Below are 22,023 nucleotides of genomic sequence, written 5' to 3' on the forward strand. Positions count from 1 at the left end.
AGGGGATGTGGCGGAGCAGCTCCGGAATGATGTTTCTTCGCTCGCATCTTCGGGACGGGGGTCGTGTGCCCGCATCAGTGCAGCCGTACTTTTTTCTCAGTTATGCGCATACACCGAGGTTCGGGGCGGGAGGACCGGACCCGGACATGTGGGTGGAGCGGCTTTTCCGCGATCTCTGCAGCCATGTCATGGCGCTGACGAATCTGCCCGCGGGAGCCGAGGCCGGCTTCATGGACCGGGAGATACGCAGCGGTGAGGGCTGGTCGGAACGGCTCGGGGCGGCGCTCGCCACCTGCCGGGTCTTCGTCCCCCTGTTCTCGCCGCGCTACTTCGCCAGCGAAATGTGCGGCAAGGAGTGGTTCGCCTTCGCGCAGCGCACCATCCACCACGTGGCGCTCAGCAACCAGCCGGCCGATGCCATCGTGCCCGCGTTATGGGTACCGGTGCCGCCCTCCCAACTACCGCTTCCGGCCGAGCGGTTGCAGTTCAACCACAACACCTTCGGCGAGCGGTACGTCACCGACGGGCTCTACGGACTGATCAAACTGCGGGGCTACGCCGAGCAGTACGAGAGCGCCGTGTACGAACTCGCCAAAAGGATCGTCCGGGTCGCCGAGACCGTCCGGCTCGATCCGATCCGGCCCCTCGACTACCGACTGGTGCCCAGCGCCTTCGGTTCCCCGGGCGGCGCCCACAGCAGCACGGCCCGCACGCTGCACGTCACCGTGGCCGCCGCCTCCCGGCACGATCTGCCCGAGGGCCGCAGCCCCGAGTACTACGGGGACAGCGCGCTGGACTGGAACCCGTACCACCCGGTCTCCCAGCGGCCCATCGCCTACGTGGCCGAGGACCTGGTCCGCAACCTCAACTACCAGACGACGGTGGGGTCGTTCGACGACGAGGCCGGGCACTTCGACTCCAAACAGCCGCCGACCCGGCCCGAGATCCTCATCGTGGACCGGTGGGCGGTCGAGGACGAGCAGCGCCGCCAGCGCCTGGCCGCCTTCGACCAGGAGTCCCGGCCGTGGATCAACGTGGTCGTGCCGTGGAACCGGTACGACCACCAGAGCCGCGCGAAGGAGAGCGAGTTGGCCCACCGGCTCGAGGACACCATGCCCGTCAAGATGAGCCAGGGCCGGGCCGCCTGCCGGGCCGCCGCCAACGGCGTGGCCAACATGGAGACGCTCGGGCAGATCCTGCCGCAGGTGGTGGAGGCCGCCGCCCAGCAGTTCCTCAGACACGCCCAGGTCTACCCCCCGGCCGGCAGCCCCGTGGCCGGCGCCGAACGGCCCCGGCTGCTCGGTCCCATGGGGATGAACGGACCGCCGGGACCACCGCCCGCCCCCTTCCCGCCCACCGTGGGCGATACGGGCGACGGGTACACCGGGCCCGGCAGGCCCGGCAGGCCCGAAAACAACACCGACAACGACCGGGGGGACGCGGATGACATCGAGTCGTGACAGCCAGAGTCGTGACAGCAACCAGCTCCACAGCCGTGACGAGCACCGCGAGGGGCGCATCGTCACCTTCTACTCGTACAAGGGCGGCACGGGCCGCACGATGGCGCTGGCCAACACCGCCTGGATCCTCGCGGCCAACGGCAAGCGGGTCCTCGCCGTGGACTGGGACCTGGAGGCTCCCGGCCTGCACCGCTTCTTCCACCCGTTCCTGGACCCCTCCACCCTCGGCGCCACCACCGGTGTCATCGACCTGATCAGCGAGTACGCGTGGGCGGCCACCAGCCCGGTGCAGCGCGCCGACGACTGGCACAAGGACTACGCGCGGATCCAGCCGCACGCCGTCTCGCTCACCCCCGAGAACCTCGGCTGGGAGTTCCCCGACGGCGGGACCCTCGACTTCGTCTCGGCGGGCCGGCAGAACCGCGAGTACTCCGCGACCGTCTCCACCTTCGACTGGGACAACTTCTACGACCGCCTCGGCGGCGGGCTCTTCTTCGACGCCTTACGGGCGGACATGAAGCGGAACTACGACTACGTCCTGATCGACAGCCGCACCGGCCTCTCCGACATAGCCGACATCTGCACGGTCCACCTGCCCGACGTCCTGGTCGACTGCTTCACCCTGTCCGACCAGTCCATCGACGGCGCGGCCTCCGTGGCCCGGCAGATCGACGAGCGCTTCAACGACCGCGGCATCAAGATCTACCCCGTCCCGATGCGCATCGACGAGGGAGAGAAGGAGAAGGCCGACGCCGGCCGCGCCCTGGCCCGGATCAAGTTCGACCGCTTCCCCAACGGGCTGATCGGGGACGACCTCACCTCGTACTGGGGCGCGGTGGAGATCCCGTACCGCCCCTACTATGCCTACGAGGAGACCCTGGCCACCTTCGGGGACGAGGCAGGGCTCACCAACTCCCTGCTCTCCGCCTTCGAACGGCTCACCACGGTCGTCACCGAGGGCGACGTCACCTCGATGCCCGCCATCGGCGAGGAGGTGCGCCTGCGCATCCGGGACGCCTTCACCCGGCGCCGTCCCGCCCTGCCCGCGGACCTCTTCCTCTCCTACGTCGCCGAGAACCGCATGTGGGCCGACTGGATCGAATCGGTGCTCACCCGGGCCGGCTTCCGGGTCGTCCCCCGGGACGTCTCCGCCGAACGGACCCCGGCCGCCGCCGGCGGGGACACGCTTGGCGGTACGGGGATCAGCGTCGACACCGCCGCCCGGACCGTGGTGCTGCTCTCCAGCGCCTACCTCAAGTCCGCCCGCGCGGTGGACGTGTGGGAGCGGGCCGCCGCCGAGGACCCGACCGGGGGCCGGCGCCAGCTGGTGCCGCTGCGGGTGGGCGACGTACGCCTGTCCACCCCGTACATCGACCGCAATCCGGTGGACCTGTTCCGCCTCGACGAGGTGCACGCCACGACCGCGCTGCTGCGCGCGGTGGAACGGCCGATGGCCCTGCCCGACACCGTGGCCAGCGCCTCCGCGCCCGGCCCCCGCTTCCCGGGGACGGTCCCGAAGATCTGGAACGCGCCGCCCCGCAACCCCGGTTTCACCGGCCGCTCCATCGTGCTGGAGCGGATGCGCGACCAGCTCGGCGGCGGCATATCCGTGGTGCTGCCGCAGCCCCAGACCCTGTTCGGGCTCGGCGGCGTCGGCAAGACCCAGGTGGCGCTGGAGTACGTGCACCGGTTCATGGCCGACTACGACCTGGTGTGGTGGATCTCCGCGGAGCAGACCGACGACGTGGTCGCCGCCCTCGCGGAACTGGCCGTACGCCTGGGCGCGCAGACCGGCGAGGACATGTCGGCCGCCTCCCAGGAGGCGATCGACCTGCTGCGGCGCGGGGTTCCCTCCTCGCGCTGGCTGCTGGTCTTCGACAACGCCGACGATCCCGAGACGCTCAAGCGGTACTTCCCGCCGGGCGGCCCGGGGCACGTGCTGGTCACCTCCCGCAACCAGTCCTGGTCCCAGTACGGCGACGCCCTCCCGGTGGACGTGTTCCTGCGCGAGGAGTCCATCGAGCACCTCCAGCGCCGGGCCCCCGGGCTGAGCAAGGAGGACGCCGAGCAGGTGGCCGTCGCGGTCGGCGACCTGCCGCTGGCCGTCGAGCAGGCGGGCGCCTGGATCGCGGAGACCGCGACCCCGGTGTCCGCGTACATCGAGCAGCTGGCCCAGCAGGCCGCCCGCGTACTGGCCCTGAACCAGCCGCCCGGCTACCCGGAGCCGGTGGCCGCCACCTGGAACGTCTCCATAGAGCGGCTCCAGTCCCGCTCCCCCGCGGCGGTGCGGCTGCTCCAGCTGTGCGCCTTCTTCGCGCCCGAGCCGATCTCGGCGAACCTGCTGTACAGCAAGGAGATGATCGACGCCCTCAAGCCGTACGACTCCTCCCTCCAGGAGAAGCTCGTCCTGGGCCGCGTGATCCGGGAGATCGGCCGGTTCGCGCTCGCCAAGGTCGACCAGGTCAGCAACAGCATCCAGGTGCACCGCCTGGTGCAGGCCGTGATCCGGGCGCAGCTCTCCGAGGAGGAGCAGCGCGAGGCCCGGCACGCGGTGCACCGGATCCTGGCGGGCGCCCGGCCGGACGACGACGAGCCGATAGACAACCCGGAGACCTGGCCGCGGTTCAACACCATCTGGCCGCACCTGACCCCCTCCGAGGCCCGTTTCTGCAAGGAGCCGGAGACCCGCCGGCTGCTGATCGACCGCGTGCGGTACCTCTGGAAGCGCGGCGACTTCAAGGCCGCGTACGCACTGGGCGAGGAGCTGCGCGAAACCTGGCGCGAGACGCTGGGCGGCGACGACCTGCAGTACCTGTACCTGCGCTTCCACCTCTCCAACATCCTGCGCTCGCAGGGCCGGTTCGTGGAGGCGATGGAACTGGACGAGGGCACGCTGGAGCGCCAGCAGGCGGCGCTGGGCGTCTCGCACCCGCACACGTACATGACCACCAGTGGTCTGGCGATGGACCTGGGCGCGCTCGGCCGCTACGGGGAGGCGATGGAGCTGGCCAACGCCGCGCACGAGGGCTTCGGGCAGATCTTCCACGAGGCCCACCCGCGGACCCTGGCCGCCGCGAACAACCTCGCGCTGAACCTGCGCATGATCGGGCAGTACGCGCGGGCCAGGGAGATCGACCAGGAGGTCTTCGACCGGCGCACCGAGGTGCTGGGCACGGACCACCCGTACACCCTGTCCTCGGCGCAGAACCTGGCGCGCGACCTGCGCGAGGTGGGCCGGTACGACGACTCGGTGCAGCTGCTGAGCCGGACGTACGAGATCTACAAGCGGACCCTGGGCCGGGCCTTCCCCGGCACCCTGTCGGCGGCCAAGAACCTGGCGGTCTCGCTGCGCAGGGCGGGCGACGTGGAGGACGCGCTGCGGCTGACGACGGCGACCCGCAACCGGTACCGGGCCAAGTACACCTCGGTCAACCCGGACCTCCTGGCCTGCGAACTGAACCTGGCCGCGGACCTGTTCGCGACCGGGGACCCGGGCGGGGCGCGGGACCTGGCCCAGGAGGTGGTCGACGAGTACGTGAAGGTGCCGGGCGAGCGGCACCCCTACACCCTGGCCGCGGTCAACAACCTCGCGGTGTTCCACTGGGGCACGGGGGCGGCGGAGACCGCCGATCCGATGCTGCGCCAGACCATCCACCACATGCGCGAGGTGCTGGGCGACAACCACCCGCACACCATCTTCGCCAACCTCAACCTGGCCAACGCCCGGGCCGACCTGGGCGATCCGGAGGGCGCCCTGGAGCTGGAGCGGCTCGCGGTGATGCGGCTGCGCGAGGCGCTGGGCGTACACCACCCGGAGACCCTGGCGAGCTCCTCCAACATGGCGGTCAGCCTGGACATGATGGGCCGCAAGGAGGAGGCGAACCGGGTACGGGCCGAGTCGGTGGCCGAGCTGACCCGGCTCCTCGGCGAGGACCACGGGCTGACGCGGTACGCCCGCGACGAGCGCCGGGTCCACCGGGACCTGGAGCCGCTGGCGGTGTGATCCGCGGGGGCGGCTCCCGCCGGGAGCCGCCCCCGCACCTCCCCTCCCGATAGACGCAGAACGCTGAACCAGCAGACTGGGGGGTTCGCTGTGAGTGACAGCATGACCTTTCGCAACGAGGACCTGCCGGCCCTCTTCCACCACACCGACCAGGCGGCGATCTCCCGGCAGCGGGAGTCCACCCAGGCCACCCGCGTCCAGCTGATGCTGCTCGTCGTGGCCGCCGTGATCGCCGCCCTGCCCGAGGGGCCGAAGCTCGGCTCCGCGTACCTGTCCGGGCTCCTCAGCGTGCTGGCCTACGCCGGGGTGCTGGGCGTGGGCCTACGGGCCACCCGGCGCCGGGCCCGCCCGCAGTGGCAGCTGAACCGCAGCGCCGCGGAGTTCATCAAGTCGCTGGCCTGGCGGTACGCCGTCCACGGCGCTCCCTTCGGCAGCGATGTCCCGGGCGTCGAGGAGGCGTACCGGACCCGGCTGGAGGCGGGGCTGAACGAGCTGCGGAAGATGGGCTGGGAGGATCCGCGGACCGCCGGGCTGGTGCCGGAGGGCGGGGAGATCACCGGTGCGATGTTCCGGCTGCGGGGGCTGGACTACCAGGTCCGCAGGGAGACGTACGTCCGTGACCGGCTGATCGAGCAGCGCAACTGGTACCAGCGCAAGACGGAGGTGTCCCGGCGCGCGACGGCCCTGTGGTCGTGGTCGATCGTGCTGCTGACCCTGCTGGCGCTTCTGTTCGCCCTCTTCGGGGCGTTCGGTTCGGGGCCGGGGCCGGCGCTGACCGGGCTGCTGAGCGCGGCGGCGACGGCCGGCATCGCCTGGAACGAGGTGCGGCGCCACCACCCGCTGATCGAGGCGCACACCCTGATCGAGCAGGACCTCTCCGCGATGATGGTCGTGATGCAGACCACGATCACCGAGACGCAGTGGCCGACCTCGGTCTACGAGACCGAGCGGTACGTGTCCCCGCAGCACACGGACTGGCTGGCCCGGCACAGCAGTTGACGGCCGGCGAGGGCGCGGCCCGGATTCAGTCCCGGGCCACGCCCTCGCGCCAGATCACGGTGACGGGCTTCCCGAGCGCGCGGGCGTAGGCGACGATCTCGGCGGTGCCGCCGTGCCCGCGGGCGGGCAGGCCGTCCCAGACGGCGACGAGCCGGTCGCAGGAGTCGGCGATGTAGGTGCCGGCCGCGTAGTAGGCCTCGTCGGTGGAGCGGGCGAAGTCCATCCGGACCTCCTGGAAGGCCCGGCGCTTGAGCCCCAGGTACCGGTCCAGCGATCCGGTGTCCTCGAAGCCCTCCTCGTAGTCCCCGCTGGGGATGACCACGGTGAGGTCCGCGCCGTATTCCAGCGCGATGGCGGCGAAGAGCTGGTCCGCTCCCTCGGCGAGGCTGGAGAGGGCCTCCAACGGCCCCTCGTGGCCCCCGAGTACGGCCCGCAGGCCGTCCTCCACATGGCCGAGCAGCTCGTCCGGAATCGACCGGTGCCCGGTCACGCCGATTCGCTTCATGCGGAAACCCGCTCCCCCCGTGGACACGAACGCCCTGGACATCCTCCCAGAAGGCGGGAGGACGTCCAGGGGTTCGGTGGGGGCGCACGGGTCCGGGACTTGTTCCGTAATTCAGGCGAACTGTCGGTGAGTCAGGCTGGTGCGCCAAGTGATGGCCGCGAGGAGTACGCGGCGGGCGAGCATGAGCACCCAGGGCTCGCAGTGCTCTACAAGGAGTTAGCCAGTAGTCGCGTAGCGTGCCGACAGTCGGCAAATCTGTGACGGGGGGTGACAGAGGTGTGGGCTGCTCAGACGCGCAGGTTCCGGGGGAAGAACAAGGCCCCGAAGTGGAAGAAGCCCGACGACGGGCAGGTGTCGGTGATGGTGCTGCCGCTGGCCGTCACCGACCCCGGCGACCTCGCCCGGCTGGAGAAGCTGTTCGGGGCAATGTGGTCGATCAAGCGCGCCGCCCAACGCGATGCCCGCGCCAAGGTCGATGCCTACTGGGCCGCGAAGCACAAGCGCGACCGCGACGGCGCGAAGGCCGTACGGCAGCGCCTCGGCCTGTCCCGTGAGGCCCTGGAAAGGTGCGCGTACAAGCATCTCGAAGCGTCTGGGCACTTGAAGCATCACGCCTCGAAGGCCCTGGCCATGCACATGGCTGATGAGGTGTGGAACGGCGTCCAGCGCCACCTGTTCCCCGACGCCACCGGCCACCGCTTCGGCCGCCCCAAGACGGGCCGCTGGCACGACTGCACCCGTACGACGCCGCAAAGCCACTGCGCCGGGTGGCTGGGTGTACGAAGCGCACCTGATGATCCTCGGCCCCGGCTACACCGCCCCCGCCGTACGAGCCATGCGCGAGCAGGCGGCCGCACTGGGCCGGATCGGCGGCGTGGACGGCAACGTCTCCAACGTCTCCGTCGCCTCTTTCCCTGCCAGTCTTGACCCCGCCGACGGCGCCCCGGCCTCCATCGAGATCACCCTCACCCCCGAGGAACGAGCGCTGCTGGAGCGGGAAGCGAAGAAGCGGCGCGGTCGTGCCCGGGCTTTGGAGCGCTCCCGCCGGGCCACCAACACGGCACAGTACGGACTGTCGAAGAAGCAGGCCCGACACGCCGAGCGCCGGGCGTCCAAGGGCCTGACGCCCAAGACCGTCACCGTTCCCGGCGGTGCCCGCGCTGCCCGCGTCGATGGGGTGCCGAAGCAAGCGTTCCGCCGCGACCGGCTGTCGGTGAACTACCGGGAACAGCGTGCCCGCCTCACCGAACACGCCGCCTCGATGGCAGAGCACCGCCGCTTCCGTGCCCGCCAGGTCGCCCGGCAGATCATCGCAGCCCACGGCCCCACGCTGGTGGTGGAGGACTGCGACATCCGCACCTGGTACCGGCTGTGGGGCAAGCGCCTGTCCCAGACCACCCCCGGCCTGCTCATCACGGCCCTTGAGGGTGAGTGCCATGCTGCGGGCGGCCGCCTCGTGCGGGCCTCCAGCTGGTCCACCGCGCTGTCACAGCACTGTCTGTGCGGCAAGCGTGTGACCAAGACCCTGCGGGACCGCGAGCACAAGTGCATCGCGTGCGGACTCGCCGGAAAGCGAGACCTCTTATCCGCCGCCCTGGCCTCCTTCGTCCGCTTCACCGATGTGGACGACCCCAAGACCGCGTACCTGGACACCACGGCGTCCCGGAACGCACAGATCACCTTCGCAGATGGGCTGGAAGAAGCCCTGCGGGAGTCAACCGCACCGAGCCAGACCACCACGCCTCGTGGTGCTGGTCATGCGGCAGTCCCACGGCAACGCCGTGGGACCTCTGCTCCCCGAACCGCCGGACGGCGGTCCCGAGCAACCCCGGATGAGCCACGCCCCGTGCGTGACCACGCCGGAAAGCCCGGACACCGCCCCGGCCGCAACCCGCAGCTCACCCTCGGGTGAACTGCGGATCAAGTCTTAGTACACGCTCACGCCGTACGCGTTGAGCGCCTCGACGACGGGCTGGAAGAACGTGGTGCCGCCCGAGGAGCAGTTGCCGCTGCCGCCGGAGGTGAGGCCGACCGCGCGGGTGCCCGAGTAGAGCGGACCGCCGCTGTCACCGGGCTCGGCGCAGACGTTGGTCCGGATCATGCCGTAGACGATGTCGCCGCCGCCGTAGTTCACGGTGGCGTTGAGCCCGGTCACCGAGCCGCTGTGGATGCCGGTGGTGGAGCCGCGCCGGGTGACGGACATGCCGGTGGTGGCGTTGACGGCGCTGGTGATGTCCTGGCTGCCGACGGTGCCGGGGTGGCTGAGGGAGGTGTTGTCGTAGCGGATCAGGCCGTAGTCGTTGTTCGGGAAGCTGGAGCCCACGGTCGGGCCGATGACGGTGGTGCGGGCGGAGTTGGTCCACCAGGTGCCCGCGCCGTCGGTGCAGTGTCCGGCGGTGAGGATGTAGTAGGTGGTTCCGCTGCGCACGTTGAAGCCGGCGGAACAGCGCCAGCCGGTGGCGTAGATGGCGTCGCCTCCGGAAACCAGCTTCGTGAGCTTGCCCGGTGTGCGTTCGATGCGCAGGGCGGCCGCGTTCGCTCCGGCCTCGCTGCGGATCTTGGCGATCGAGGCCGCCGAGACCGTGGAGTCGGCGGTGACCACGAGGGTGCCGGTGGCGGGGTCGGTGTGCCAGGCGGTACCGGCGACGTCGGCGCGCAGGACCGAGGCGCCGGCGGAGGCGAGCCGGTCGGCGCTGAAGCCGCCGTCGGCGTGCGCGGCGGTGGGCGCCGCGAGGGCGGCCACCGCGGCCATGCCGGTGGCCACGGCGAAGAGCCTGGAACGGATGATGCTCTTGATCGTCACTTGTCGTCCTCCCGAGTGGGGTTCGGAGGCCCGGCGAGGTGGGTGGTGCCGGAGCCCGTGGAGGGCGGCCTGGGGCACGGCGGAACGGGATACCGTTCGACGTGCCCCTGACAAGCCCCGAGAGACGCTGACGGGAGTCTCCTGGTGTCGGATACCGCTAGCAAGGGCGCCTTTCAGCCGCCGCTCCCTTATTGACGCGGCACTCGCACCACTCGGCCCTGGCGGGCATCCCGGGCTTCGCGCCGCTGCGCCGGACTCCGTCCGGCGGAGGCGGGAAGGGGCAGAGGAAGTGGTCCGCGAAGGCGCACCGCGGGAGCTGGACCGGTTGAGGTCCACGGCGACGGAGCCGTCGGCGGCCGGGGAGGAACGGCCGGAATTCGACCTTCCGGGTGGTCGGCCGGCCAGAGGAAGTGCCGTCCAGCGCGAGCGGCCCGTAGGGGGCGGACACGGTGGCCACCCGACGCTCGCGCCATTGCTTCCAGGCCGTGGCCGGATCTTCTGCGCTCATGCCGCTCAACCCTTCCACACCGGCCCGGCCCGAAACCGGAAGGCTCACGAAGCACCACGAACGCACGCACACCCGGACGCAAAGGACCTCCCCCCGGCGAGCGGGAGGAGGTCCAGGGATGCAGCGGTGTGCGCGTCGGTTCAGCAGACGCTCACGCCATGTGAGCCTAGGGCTTAGGGCCTAGTAGACGCTCACGCCATAGCGGCTGAGGGCTTCCTTGACGGGCTGGAAGTAGGTGGTACCGCCCGTGGTGCAGTTGCCGTTGCCGCCGGAGGTGAGGCCGAGGGCGCGGGTGCCCGAGTACAGCGGGCCGCCGCTGTCGCCGGGCTCGGCGCAGATGTTGGTCCGGATCAGACCGTAGACGACCTCACCGTTGCCGTAGTTCACGGTGTAGTTCAGGCCGGTCACCTTGCCGCTGTGGGTACCGGTGGTGTTGCCGCGACGCTTGGCGTACATGCCGACGGTGGCGCTGGCGGCACTGGTGATGTCCTGGCTGCCCACACGGCCGGGGTGCGAGAGGCCCTTGTTGTCGTAACGGACCAGACCGTAGTCGTTGACCGGGAAGCTGGAGCCACGCTTCGGGCCGATCCAGGTCGACCTCGTCGCGTTGGCGTACCAGTTGGTGCTGCCCTCGGTGCAGTGGCCCGCGGTCACGATGTAGTACGTGCTGCCGTTGCGCACGTTGAAGCCCGCGGAGCAGCGCCACTGGGAGGTCCAGATGCCGCTGCCGCCGGTGATCAGCTTCGACAGCTTGCCGTGGGTCCGCTCGATGCGCACCGCCGAGGCGTTCGCCCCGGCCTCCTTCTTGATCTTCTCTATGTTCGCGTCCGAGACGGTGGAGTCCGCGGTGACCACGAGGGCCCCCGTGGCCGGGTCCGTGCCCCAGGCGGTGCCGGCGACGTCGGCCCGCAGGAGCGAGGCCTCCACCGCCGCGAGGCGCTCGGCGTTGACGCTGCCGCCGCTCGGGGCCTCGGACGCCGACGCGGGAACCGCGATGGTGGCCACGGCGGTCAGACCGGCGGCCACGGCGATGAGCCGGGAACGGAAGTTGCGCTTGTTCGTCACTTATTGTCCTCCCGAAGGGAATCGAAGCCCGGTGCAGATGGTGCGATGCCCGAGCTTGTGCAGTCACCAGGAACCACGGCCGACAAGATCGTCGTTCGCCGTGCCCCTGACAAACCCCGTAAATGCTATCGAAGGATTTCCATCGCCAGACACGCGGGGCAAGGGCAATTTCCAGCCACTGTCCGCTCATGATCGACCGGCGCGGCCGAGGCACTCCCTTGCCGCAGCCCAAGCCATGCCGTCACCCGTTGCGCACCGATTCCCGGAACGGCTGGAAATCACCCTGCCGGATCGTCGGTGCGAAGGGTCGGGCCAAGCCCGGACCAACCCGGAACCAAGTCGCGGCCAAGCCGGAGCCGAAGCGGAGCCCGCACGTCCTCAGCAGCCGTCGCAGGGACAGCAGCAGCAGTCGCCGCACCCGCCGCAGTCACAGTTGCAGTTCGGACCGCAGTCACAGTTGTCGCACCACGCGTCCCTCTTCTTGCGGGACCACGGACCCTCGTGGTCCGTGCAGCACAGCTGGCAGGTGCAGAACAGCCCGACGGCCACGGCGCAGCCCGCGAGCAGGCCGCGGCGGGGCTTGAGCGGGGGCGGCGGCGGGCCGAAGTCCACCGGGGGCGGGCCGAAGGAGCCCTCGGGGGCCGGGCCCGTCGCCGTGTGGGCGCAGCCTGCCGTCCCGAAGGCCCGGTCCACCGAGGTGCGCAGCTCGTGCACGAGCAGCCGGTGGGCGAGCCCCGCGTCGGCGAACTCCACCTCCCGCAGCGCCAGCCGGATGCCCCGCAGGGCGTCGTCGCACAGCCTGCGCGCCTCGGTCCGGGGGGTCCCGGTGGCGGTCAGCGGGTTCCAGGCACCCGCCGCCGCGTCCGCCGCCTGGTCCTCGACGGCGTCCAGCAGGTGCGCGAGCCGCCCGAAGTAGCGTCCCGCCTCGGCGAGCGCGGGAGCGTTGCCTGGCCGCCCGGCGAGGGTCGCGGTATGGGCGAAGGCGGCGGCCGTGGCGGTCTCGGTCGGCTCGGTCACCACGAGCACCGGAGTGCCGGCTCCGGCCAGGGTCTCGATGCCCGCCTGCCGGTCCACGGCGTCGACGAGCACGGCCGTGTCGAAGCCGAGCGAGGCCCCGGTACGGGCGCCCGCCCGGTCCCAGCCCCGGGCCACCCGGCGCGCCGCGAGGGCGATCGGCGCGCGGGCCAACAGGCCGTCCCGGTCGGCCACGTGGTCGCGCACCTTCGCGGAGGCCAGGACGAGCGACACGGCGGCCGCGAGCCGCGCCCCCTCGCCGTTGGCCACGGCGGCGGTACGCATCCCGCGCAGTGGACAGGGTCCGGCAGTGCGCCGGGAGCCCGGGGCGGGTCCGGACTGAGCCTCCGTCAGGACGGAGACGAGCAGCCCGTCATAGTTGGTCACGATCCTCGCGAACTGGCCGTGATCCCCCCGAAGTGCCAGGCACAGTCCGCAGAGATGGGCCATCCACTCCGCCTTGAACCGTTCCCCGAGGCGGTGCGTGCAGGGTCTGACGATGCCGAACAAAACGATTCCCCCGTGTGCTTGCGCGTGCTCGACGGGCATCGTAGCGAGACCGCGCGTCACCCGTACGCCCTCATCGCTCACCCGTACGGCCGCACTGGTCGTATTTTCACTCAGTCAGCAGCGGTACCCGCCGGGATCCTTGACCGTGCAACGGATGTTCTGCACCAGTACCGTCACGAAACCCCTGCGCGGCGACTATCCACTTGGCGCGTTGTCAGCATCATGGACGACGATAGGGACGCGGAAGAGAAGACAGAACTGACCGCGATGAAAGGAGGCGTCCATGGGTTCGGTGCGCAAGGCGAGTGCCTGGCTGGGTCTCGTAGAGGACAGCGACGACGAGCGTTACTACGACGACGACTACGCGGAGGCCCCGCAGGGGGGTTCGGTGGTCGGCCCCGGCGAGCAGTGGGTCACGGACCCGCGCGTCAAGGTGGCGTCGGAGTCCGCCGTCGATCAGGGCCGCCGCATCGCGACGGTCACCCCGGACGGTTTCCGCGACGCCCGCGGCATCGGCGAGCTGTTCCGCGACGGTGTCCCGGTCATCGTGAACCTGTCCTCGATGGACCCGGGCGACGCGAAGCGCGTGGTCGACTTCGCGGCCGGTCTGACCTTCGGTCTGCGCGGCTCGATCGAGCGGGTGGCGACCAGGGTCTTCCTGCTGACCCCGGCCGACACCCAGATCGTGAGCGGCGAGCCCGGCGGCCGCTCGCGCGACTTCTTCAACCAGAGCTGAGCAAGGCCTTCACCGGCCGCCTCCGGTTCCTTCCGGCCCTCCCGGCATCCTGTGGCCGCACCCGGCCTAGCGGAAGGCGTCGAGCCCGGTGAGCGCCTTGCCCAGCACGAGTTGGTGCATCTCGACGGTGCCCTCGTAGGTGAGGACCGATTCGAGGTTGGTGGCGTGCCGCATGACGGGGTATTCGAGAGAGATCCCGTTGGCACCGAGGATGGTCCGCGCGGTGCGACAGATCTCGATGGCCTCGCGGACGTTGTTGAGCTTGCCGAAGCTGATCTGCTCCGGCCGCAGGGTCCCCGCGTCCATCCGGCGGCCCAGGTGGTGGGCGAGCAGGATCCCCTTGTGGAGCTCCAGCGCCATGTCCGCGAGCTTGGCCTGCGTGAGCTGGAAGCCGCCGATGGGCCTGCCGAACTGCTCGCGCGTCTTCGAGTAGTCCAGCGCCGACTCGAAGCTGGCGCGCGCCGCGCCCATGGATCCCCAGACGATCCCGTACCGCGCGTGGCTGAGACAGCCGAGCGGCCCCTTGAGCCCGGTGACGCCCGGAAGCACCGAGTCGGCGGGCAGCCGTACGTCGTCCAGGATCAGCTCGCTGGTCACCGAGGCGCGCAGGGACCACTTGTGCTTGATCTCCGGGGCGGAGAAGCCTGCGCTGTCCGTGGGGACGGCGAACCCGCGGATCCCCTCCTCGGTCTGCGCCCAGACGACGGCCACGGCGGCCACCGAGCCGTTGGTGATCCACATCTTGCGGCCGCTGAGCACCCAGTCGGAGCCGTCCCGCTTGGCGTGGGTGCGCATCGCGCCGGGATCCGACCCGACGTCCGGCTCGGTCAGCCCGAAGCAGCCGATGAGCTCTCCTGCGGCCATGCCGGGCAGCCACCGCTGCTTCTGCTCCTCGGAGCCGTACTTCCAGATCGCGTACATCGCGAGGGAGCCCTGTACGGAGACCAGCGAGCGGATTCCGGAGTCGGCGGCCTCCAGTTCCAGGCAGGCGAGCCCGTACTGGACGGCGCTCGCGCCCGCGCAGCCGTACCCCTCGAGCGACATGCCGAGCGCCCCGAGGGCGCCGAGCTCCTTGGCGATCTCCCGGATCCCGGGCAGTTCGCCGTTCTCGTACCACTCGGCGATGTGCGGCAGGACCCGGTCGGCGGCCCAGCCGCGGACGGTGTCCCGGATCGCGAGGTCCTCGGGCGTGAGGAGTTCGTCGAGCCCGAGCGGGTCGGTGGGAACGAAGGACACTGCGCCTCCTGGCAGGCCGGATCTCAAAACCTAGCGCCGCAAGTTTGTCGCCCCGCCGGTCCGCGGTCCACCCGCTTCGGGTGTGACCCCGGTCCTGTGGCCGCGGTCCTGTGGCCCCGGTCCCGGGTCCTGCCGTCCCGGGTGCGGGTCCTGCCGTCCCGGTCCCGCGGGGCAGACTGCGGACATGCTTGATACTTCCGCGCGACTGCTGCGCCTGTTGTCCCTGTTGCAGGCCCACCGGGAATGGACCGGGGCCGACCTGGCCGGCCGGCTCGGCGTCACGCCGCGGACCGTGCGCCGGGACGTGGACCGGCTGCGGGAGCTCGGTTACCCGGTGAACGCCAGTCCGGGCACCGGCGGCGGGTACCAGTTGGGGGCCGGTGCCGAACTGCCGCCGCTCCTGCTCGACGACGACGAGGCCGTCGCCGTGGCCGTGGGGCTGCGCACCGCCGCCGGGAACGGCGTGGAGGGCATCGGCGAGGCCTCGGTACGGGCGCTGGCGAAGCTGGAACAGGTGCTGCCGTCGCGGCTGCGGGCCCGGGTGTCCGCGCTGAACCGGTTCACCGTGCCCATGCTCCGCGGTGCGGGAGCGTCCACGGTCGACTCCTCCGTGCTCACCGAACTGGCCGGCGTCTGCCGCGACGCCGAGCGGCTGCGCTTCGGGTACCGGGACCACGGGGGCACCGTCACCCGCAGGACCGTCGAGCCGCACCGGCTGGTGTGCAGCGAGCGCCGCTGGTACCTCGTCGCCTGGGATCTGGACAAGGAGGACTGGCGGACCTTCAGGGTGGACCGGATCGAGCCCAGGCCCCCGCACGGTCCGCGCTTCACCCCGCGCCCGCCGCCCGCCGAGGACCTCGCCGCGTACGTCTCCCGGGGCATCTCCCAACGGGTGTACGCGGCGCGCGCGGTCGTCCGGCTGCGGGTGCCCGCGCAGGAGGCGGCGCGGATCGTCGGACCGGCCGACGGGACCCTGGAGCCGCTCGACGAGCAGAGCTGCATCCTGCGCACCGGGGCGGTCAACCTCGATGTCATGGTCATTCACATCATGCTGATCGGGTGTGAGTTCGAGGTCGTCGAACCGGCTGAACTGACGGACCGGATCCGGGCCGCTCGAGATCGGCTCGACAGGTCCCTGGAACCGCGTGAACCAGCCGGAGAAGTGAAGGATTTGTAAGGAAGCGGAGGGGGGCCGGAGCGCACTCCGGCCACAATTCCGGGGAGTTCCGGAGGAATTCGAAACAGAATTCCCCCCGGGCGTGTCGCGGGACGGGAAATAAAAGGTCCAGACAAACTCCCCCGTGGGAGACTGTCGACAATCCGTGACACAAGCGTGACCCGGTATGGAGGAACGTCCGGGCGCGCCGCTGACGTTGCGGGCCCTTCCGTGACCGCCTCCGGCCGGGACGCCCGGCGGCGGACCCCGAAACACCACGGCGGGCCCCGGTCGTCGACCGGGGCCCGCCGTGGTGTGCGCGAGCCGAAGGGGTGCGTACCGTCCGGCTCAGCCGCCGGTGGCCGGGTGGGGCGCCGCGCCGCGCCCCGGGGCGCGGTCGGCGTGGGCCGGGCGGCGACTGCCCCCCGGGGTGAGCGGGGTCCGCTCGGAACGGATCAGGTGCGGACGGCCCGAGAGGTGGACGGCGGGCCGGGCGGCCGGCTGGTGCCCCACGGCCTGGGCGGAAGCGGAGGCGGAAGCCGACGCCGGGACCGGGACCTGCGCGGGCTCGGCGGGCTCGGGCCGCCGCAGGACGACCACGGGCTGCACGGACGGCACGGGCTGCACCGTCGGCCGCTCGGACGGCTCGGCGGCGGTCCGTTGGAGCTGCCACTTGCCTCCGGCCGAGAGCAGCGGCACGAGCGGCCCGGTGAGGGCCTCGGGCACCTGCCCGGCCTCCACGAGGCTGCGCAGCCGTGCGCGCACGTCGAAGACGTAGGCCTCGACCCAGGCGATGAACGGCTCGAACCACGGCAGCGCCAGCAGCACGAGCAGGCCGGCGAGCCAGCCGAGCAGGACGTCGCTGACCCAGTGGGTGCCGAGGTAGACGGTGGTGGCGCCGACGCTCAGGGAGACCACGGCGGAGACCAGGGAGAGCACCCGTCGGGTGACCACCGTGGACGCCAGGTAGGCCAGGATTCCCCAGGTCACCACGGCGTTGGCGGTGTGGCCGGAAGGAAATATATCGCCGCCGGCGAAGAGCTCGGCGGAGCCGATCTCGGTGGCGTAGTGCGGACCGAGCCTGCCCAGGCCGAGTTTGACGGCGCCCACGGTGATGTTGAGCAGCAGCAGCGCGACGCCGAGGGTGATCAGCGGGCGGAGGGTGTGCTGCCGCCAGGACCGCCAGCCGAGCCAGGCGGCGACCATGACCGCGGTGGGGCCGCGCTGGCCCAGGACGACGAGGTAGTCGAGGAAGGCGTGGAGCTGCGGCCACTGCTCGTACGGCCGGAAGAACATGATCTGCCAGTCGAGGCGGACGAGCCAGGACGTGGTCAGGACCGCGACGACGATCACCAGGTAGAAGGCGAGGCTCGCGCCGAGGAGCACGACGCGGTGCCGGCTCATCCCCGGTGTTTGCAGATGAGCCGGTCGCTCTGGTTCCCGGTCCAGCCGGGCGAACACCCGCTCCAGTCTGGGCAGGATTTGGTCGGTACGCACTCAATCGACGTTACCGCGCGCCGATGGGCCGCCCGGTCGAATCGCACGCTTTGTGATGACCATGTGATGTGGAGTTGGTCTCACGCGGGACTTAATTCCCGACATTCAGCCTTTGGTTGGAGCGGAGGAGATCCCTTCCTCCGGCTTATTTCTTGCACACTTATGCCGCATTTATCGGCCCCGGCCAATTGCTTTGCCCAAAGATGGAGTGGAACGCTCCATTCCGTGATCTCGGGCCACCGGGACCGTCCCCGGGCGGCCTACGGCGGCCCCGAACCGTTCAGCCAGAAGGCCCCGTACGCGGCCGAGGCGGCGGCCGCCGCGCCCAGGACCGCGGCCGCCCGGCCCGTCCGCCACCGGGCCAGCGCCACCGCCGGCGGGAACACGAGCGGGAAGGCGGGCAGCAACAGCCGGGGCTTGGAGCCGAAGTACCCGGAGGCGCACAGGGCCAGCGCCACCACGATCCCGGCGTACACCAGCAGCGGCAGGGGCTGGCGCCGCCGCACGCAGAGCGCGTACAGCCACAGCACCAGCGCGACCCCGGCGATCAGCCCGATCCCCGCGGGGAAGGCCGGCGAGGCCAGCCGCTCCCCGATGAACCGGGCGAACGCCCGGCCGCCGTCGAAGCCGTTGCCCCAGCCGCCCTGCACGTCGAGGTACCCGGTCGGGCCGCCGCCGGTGCGCGCGCCCACCCACAGCACGTACGCCGCGGCGCCGAGCGGGGCCAACAGCGCCCCCGCCACCGGCCGCCAGGAACGCTCCCGGCCGCGCAGGGCCAGGGCGGCGGCCACCCACACCGCCGCGACCACGGCGGCTCCGACCGGGCGGGTCAGCCCCGCCCCGGCCGCGAGCAGGCCGGCGGTGAGCCAGTGCCCGCGCAGGACCCCGTAGAGGCTCCAGGCGGCCAGCGCGGTGAACAGCGACTCGCTGTACGCCATGGACTGGACGATCCCGACGGGCAGCGCGGCCCAGACCGCGACGGCGAACACCCCGGCCCGGCGGCCGTGCAGGAACTCGGCGACCGCGAAGATCCCCCAGGCCGCGGCGAGCCCGGCGAGCGCCGACACCACCAGGCCCGCGGATCCGTGGCCGAGCCCGGTGACGGCCGAGACCAGCCGCTCCAGCCAGGGCAGCAGCGGGAAGAAGGCCAGGTTGGAGTGGACGTCGCCGTTCGGGAGCGCCACCTCGTACCCGTACCCCTCGGCGGCGATCCGGGCGTACCAGAGGGAGTCCCAGCGGGCCGAGAGCAGGGTGTGCGCGCTGCTGCCCGCCACCGCCCCCCACACCGCGAGCACGGTCAGCCCCAGCAGCCGCACCGCCACGAACACGGCCAGAGCGGGCGCGGCCCGACGAAATCCAAGATCCTTCACGGGCATGATTATCGAGGTCCGGGGCGGCCCCGCCCGGAGAGGAGGGCCGAGGTGGGCGAGTGGCGCACACCACAGCGCAGCCGGCGGCGGGATGAGAGCTTGACCACGTGTCGGACGGCCGAACTCGCGTACGCTGACTCTTCACTCGCATGTCGACGCCGGACCCCGTAGGACGCCACCCTCCCCATCCGTGGCCCCGAAAGACGCTGGTCCGCCGAGTGCGAGGGATCACCTGGGAGGTACATGCATGTCGGGGACGAACGTGACCGGCGACAGGAACCCTTCCCCCTGGCAGCGACTGCGGCGACTCGGCGCGGCCTGCGGCGGGGCCAACCGCTGGGCCGTGCTCGCGGTCCTCTGCGTGAGCCTGGTGCTCGTCGCGCTCGACGCGACGATCCTGCACGTCGCCGTTCCCTCCGTCACCGAAGACCTGCGGCCCGGTCCGATGGAGCTGCTGTGGATCGTCGACGCCTACCCGCTCGTGTGCGCCGCCCTCCTCATCCTCTTCGGCACCCTCGGTGACCGCGTGGGCCGCCGCCGCGTCCTGCTCCTGGGCTACGGGCTCTTCGGCGCGGCCTCGGCCCTGGCCGCCCTCGCCGACAACGCCCAGGTCCTGATCGCGGCCCGCGCCCTGCTGGGCGTCGGCGGCGCGATGATCATGCCGGCCACCCTGTCGATCCTGCGCCAGGTCTTCCCCGACCGGCGCGAGCGGGCCCTCGCCATCGGCATCTGGACCGCCGTGGCCGCCATCGGCGCGGCCAGTGGTCCGGTGCTCGGCGGTTTCCTGGTCCAGCACTTCTGGTGGGGCTCGGTCTTCCTCATCAACATCCCGCTCATGATCATGATCCTGCCGCTGGGCCGGTGGCTGCTGCCCGAGTCGAAGGGCACCTCCGGCGGCCCCTGGGACGTGCTCGGCGCGCTCATGGCCGCCGGCGGCGTGCTCGGCGCGGTCCTCGGGGTCAAGCGGCTGGGCGCGGAGCGCCATCTCGCCGACCCGCAGGCACTGGTCCCGCTCCTGATCGGGGCCGGGCTGCTGGTGCTCTTCGTACGGCGTCAGAAGCGCCGCGCGCACCCGCTGATCGACATGCGGATGTTCTCGCGGCCGGCCTTCACCACCTCCGTGGGCTGCATCGTGCTGGCCATGCTGGCGCTGGTCGGACTCGAACTGATCGCCGTCCAGTACCTCCAGCTCGTGCTGCACCTGAGCCCGCTCGAGACCGGGCTGCGCCTGCTGCCGCTCACCTTCGCCGCGATGGCGGCGGGCGCAACCGGCTCCTACACGCTGGCCCGGACCGGGCCGCGCAGGATGGTCTCGCTGGGCTTCGTACTGACCGCCGGCGCGGTGCTGCTGCTGACCTTCATGGGACAGCACGACCGGCCGGTCCTGCTGACGGTCGGCTTCGTCCTGCTCGGCTTCGGCCTCCAGACCACCCTCTTCGCGGCCTACGAGTCCATGCTGAGCGAGGCTCCGGCCGCGACGGCCGGCGGCGCCGCCTCGATCGGGGAGACCTCCTACCAGCTCGGCGCGGGGATGGGCATCGCCCTGCTGGGCAGCGTGATGAACGCGGCCTACGCGCCCGGCCTGGCGGTGGTTCCGGGGGTGTCGGCGGCCGACTCCGCCGGCGCCTCGCACTCGCTGGGCGAGGCCTACCAGATCGCGGCGCGGCTCGGCGGACCGGCGGGCGAGTCCCTGTTCTCGGCCGCCCGGCACTCCTTCGTCCACGGACTGCACGTCACGCTGCTGGTGAGCGCGGCGCTGCTGCTGGCGGGCGCGGCGATGGCCCTGAAGCTCCCGCGCACGATGGAGTGCGCGGACTCCGAGCCGTCCCAGGTCCGCCTCCCCGCCCAGCCGGGCCCCGGGCCGACCCCGACCACAGCCCGCATCCCGTCCCAACCCACCCCCGACCACGACCCGGCCCTCGGCCACCCGGCCTGACCCCGTAGGTCCGTTGCCAGGTGCCAGCCCCCGGACCCCCGCGCCTCAAACGCCGGCGAGGCTGGTTTTTTGCCGCAGCGCGGCTTCTTCCAGCCCGTCCGGCACTTGAGGACCGGGGTCTGGGGCGGAGCCCCAGGGGGTCCGGGTGCAGCCCGGTACCCCTTCCCAGCCCGTCCGGCGTTTGAGGACCGGGTCCGGGCTGGCCCGGGGAACGGGCGAAGGGCGGGTAGGGGAACTCCGCCCCGCAGGGCAGCGCACCGGCGCCCGGCCCCCTACGCCCGCGATCCCACCGGGCCCGGACTCGCGGACGGCTCCGGCCGGGTCGGCGCAGCCGATGGTCCCGGGGGCGGTACGGCCGGCACGGCCGGGGGCGGTACGGCCGGGGCCGGCGAGACCGGCGGTGTCGCGGGTGCGGGAGCCTCCCGACCCGCCGGCGGCAGCGTCAGCATCGTGCCGATCCGCAGCACCTCCGGCCGCGGCCCGATCACCGCCCGGTTCGCCGCGTAGAGCGCCGGCCAGCCACCCCGCACCCGATGCCTGCGCGCGATCGCCACCAGCGTGTCCCCCCGCCGCACCACGTGCATCCGGCCCGCCAGCCCGTACCGCTTCGCGCACACGGGCCACGCCTCCCAGCCCTGGCTCCCCAGCAACTGCTCTCCCACCCGGATCTGCTGCTCCCGCGTGGCGAGGTCCGCCCGCGGCGCGAAGGCCAGCCCCCCGTTCTCCTCCCACGTCGGCTGCCAGAACTGCAGTCCGCCGTAGAAACCGTTCCCCGTGTTCACCGACCAGCGGCCCCCGCTCTCGCAGTCGGCCACGCAGTCCCAGGGCCACTGCCCGTCGGGCCCGCAGTCCACCGACCGGCCGGGCGCCCCCGGCCGGGGCGGGGGCGGCGCCGCGACCGTCGCCGCCGCCCCCGCCCCCGACGACGCCGACGCCGACGCCGACGCGAGCACGAGGAGCAGCAGCGCCACCGCGCCCACCCCACCCGGAACCCCGAAGTTGCGCATCGCGTCACGCTACGCAGCCCCGTACCGCCCCCCGCGCGCGCCACACCGCGCCCCGCGCGCCCCCACCCGCTCGGCCCACGGCCCAAACGGCCAGCACCGACCATCAACTGCGCACAACCAAAAAAGAGTTGGAACGAAAACAACGGCCCGGTCGGACCGTTCACTCCTTCGGGGGTCCGGTTCGATTCCGTTCCCTCCAACGGCGTGACCCCGGCCGC

16 protein-coding genes and 1 pseudogene are annotated in these 22,023 nt (G+C 71.7%); 7 read left to right on the plus strand and 10 right to left on the minus strand.

What is annotated here, in order from left to right:
- Positions 1 to 29: 29 nt before the first annotated feature.
- From AC3IYI_RS08325 to AC3IYI_RS08335, 3 genes are all read left to right on the plus strand, one after another.
- The gene (locus tag AC3IYI_RS08325; RefSeq protein WP_489411472.1) at positions 30 to 1,460 is read left to right on the plus strand and encodes a TIR-like protein FxsC; all 1,431 of its coding nucleotides are present in this window, start codon (positions 30 to 32) and stop codon (positions 1,458 to 1,460) included.
- A complete protein-coding gene (gene fxsT / locus AC3IYI_RS08330; protein ID WP_489409571.1) occupies positions 1,444 to 5,463 on the plus strand; it encodes an FxSxx-COOH system tetratricopeptide repeat protein in 4,020 nt (1,339 codons plus the stop codon). Before AC3IYI_RS08325 ends, fxsT begins: the two co-directional genes overlap by 17 nt.
- A gap of 102 nt (positions 5,464 to 5,565) precedes the next feature.
- The gene (locus AC3IYI_RS08335; RefSeq protein ID WP_489409572.1) at positions 5,566 to 6,462 is read left to right on the plus strand and encodes a DUF4231 domain-containing protein; all 897 of its coding nucleotides are present in this window, start codon (positions 5,566 to 5,568) and stop codon (positions 6,460 to 6,462) included.
- Between the two features lie 25 nt (positions 6,463 to 6,487).
- On the opposite strand, the gene AC3IYI_RS08340 is transcribed toward AC3IYI_RS08335, so the two are convergent.
- Both AC3IYI_RS08340 and AC3IYI_RS08345 read right to left on the minus strand, forming a co-directional pair.
- On the minus strand, positions 6,488 to 6,967 hold the full coding sequence (locus AC3IYI_RS08340; RefSeq protein ID WP_489409573.1) for a hypothetical protein: 480 nt from the start codon (positions 6,965 to 6,967) through the stop codon (positions 6,488 to 6,490).
- Between the two features lie 287 nt (positions 6,968 to 7,254).
- On the minus strand, positions 7,255 to 7,407 hold the full coding sequence (locus AC3IYI_RS08345) for a hypothetical protein (RefSeq protein ID WP_489409574.1): 153 nt from the start codon (positions 7,405 to 7,407) through the stop codon (positions 7,255 to 7,257).
- A 335-nt stretch (positions 7,408 to 7,742) separates the two neighbouring features.
- On the opposite strand from AC3IYI_RS08345, the gene AC3IYI_RS08350 reads away from it, so the two are divergent.
- Positions 7,743 to 8,879, plus strand: coding sequence for a hypothetical protein (locus AC3IYI_RS08350; RefSeq protein ID WP_489409575.1), 1,137 nt, complete (start codon positions 7,743 to 7,745; stop codon positions 8,877 to 8,879).
- Positions 8,880 to 8,894: 15 nt separating this feature from the next.
- Here the strand turns inward: AC3IYI_RS08350 and AC3IYI_RS08355 are convergent, their stop codons facing one another.
- From AC3IYI_RS08355 to AC3IYI_RS08370, 4 genes and pseudogenes are all read right to left on the minus strand, one after another.
- Positions 8,895 to 9,719 (minus strand): S1 family peptidase, encoded by an 825-nt coding sequence (locus AC3IYI_RS08355; RefSeq protein WP_489411473.1) that lies wholly within the window; start codon positions 9,717 to 9,719, stop codon positions 8,895 to 8,897.
- A gap of 208 nt (positions 9,720 to 9,927) precedes the next feature.
- Positions 9,928 to 10,133, minus strand: a pseudogene (locus AC3IYI_RS08360) (DUF1684 domain-containing protein); the annotation flags it as partial.
- Between the two features lie 325 nt (positions 10,134 to 10,458).
- On the minus strand, positions 10,459 to 11,343 hold the full coding sequence (locus tag AC3IYI_RS08365; RefSeq protein WP_489409576.1) for a S1 family peptidase: 885 nt from the start codon (positions 11,341 to 11,343) through the stop codon (positions 10,459 to 10,461).
- Between the two features lie 378 nt (positions 11,344 to 11,721).
- Entirely contained in the window at positions 11,722 to 12,867 is a 1,146-nt protein-coding gene (locus tag AC3IYI_RS08370; protein WP_489409577.1) for a DUF5685 family protein, read from the minus strand.
- A 283-nt stretch (positions 12,868 to 13,150) separates the two neighbouring features.
- Here AC3IYI_RS08370 and AC3IYI_RS08375 point away from each other — a divergent pair, with 283 nt between their 5' ends.
- Positions 13,151 to 13,603 (plus strand): cell division protein SepF, encoded by a 453-nt coding sequence (locus AC3IYI_RS08375; protein WP_243340959.1) that lies wholly within the window; start codon positions 13,151 to 13,153, stop codon positions 13,601 to 13,603.
- A 66-nt stretch (positions 13,604 to 13,669) separates the two neighbouring features.
- Here the strand turns inward: AC3IYI_RS08375 and AC3IYI_RS08380 are convergent, their stop codons facing one another.
- A complete protein-coding gene (locus tag AC3IYI_RS08380) occupies positions 13,670 to 14,839 on the minus strand; it encodes an acyl-CoA dehydrogenase family protein (protein WP_489409578.1) in 1,170 nt (389 codons plus the stop codon).
- Between the two features lie 184 nt (positions 14,840 to 15,023).
- On the opposite strand from AC3IYI_RS08380, the gene AC3IYI_RS08385 reads away from it, so the two are divergent.
- Positions 15,024 to 16,016 (plus strand): helix-turn-helix transcriptional regulator, encoded by a 993-nt coding sequence (locus tag AC3IYI_RS08385; RefSeq protein WP_489409579.1) that lies wholly within the window; start codon positions 15,024 to 15,026, stop codon positions 16,014 to 16,016.
- Positions 16,017 to 16,343: 327 nt separating this feature from the next.
- On the opposite strand, the gene AC3IYI_RS08390 is transcribed toward AC3IYI_RS08385, so the two are convergent.
- Both AC3IYI_RS08390 and AC3IYI_RS08395 read right to left on the minus strand, forming a co-directional pair.
- A complete protein-coding gene (locus tag AC3IYI_RS08390) occupies positions 16,344 to 17,492 on the minus strand; it encodes a phosphatase PAP2 family protein (protein ID WP_489409580.1) in 1,149 nt (382 codons plus the stop codon).
- Between the two features lie 260 nt (positions 17,493 to 17,752).
- Complete coding sequence (locus AC3IYI_RS08395; RefSeq protein ID WP_489409581.1) at positions 17,753 to 18,868, minus strand: glycosyltransferase family 39 protein; 1,116 nt, start codon at positions 18,866 to 18,868, stop codon at positions 17,753 to 17,755.
- A gap of 241 nt (positions 18,869 to 19,109) precedes the next feature.
- Here AC3IYI_RS08395 and AC3IYI_RS08400 point away from each other — a divergent pair, with 241 nt between their 5' ends.
- The gene (locus tag AC3IYI_RS08400; protein WP_489409582.1) at positions 19,110 to 20,798 is read left to right on the plus strand and encodes an MFS transporter; all 1,689 of its coding nucleotides are present in this window, start codon (positions 19,110 to 19,112) and stop codon (positions 20,796 to 20,798) included.
- Positions 20,799 to 21,070: 272 nt separating this feature from the next.
- Here the strand turns inward: AC3IYI_RS08400 and AC3IYI_RS08405 are convergent, their stop codons facing one another.
- A complete protein-coding gene (locus AC3IYI_RS08405; RefSeq protein WP_489409583.1) occupies positions 21,071 to 21,805 on the minus strand; it encodes a transglycosylase family protein in 735 nt (244 codons plus the stop codon).
- Positions 21,806 to 22,023 lie beyond the last annotated feature (218 nt).

It is taken from the genome of Streptomyces sp. GL_148 (assembly GCF_057834205.1).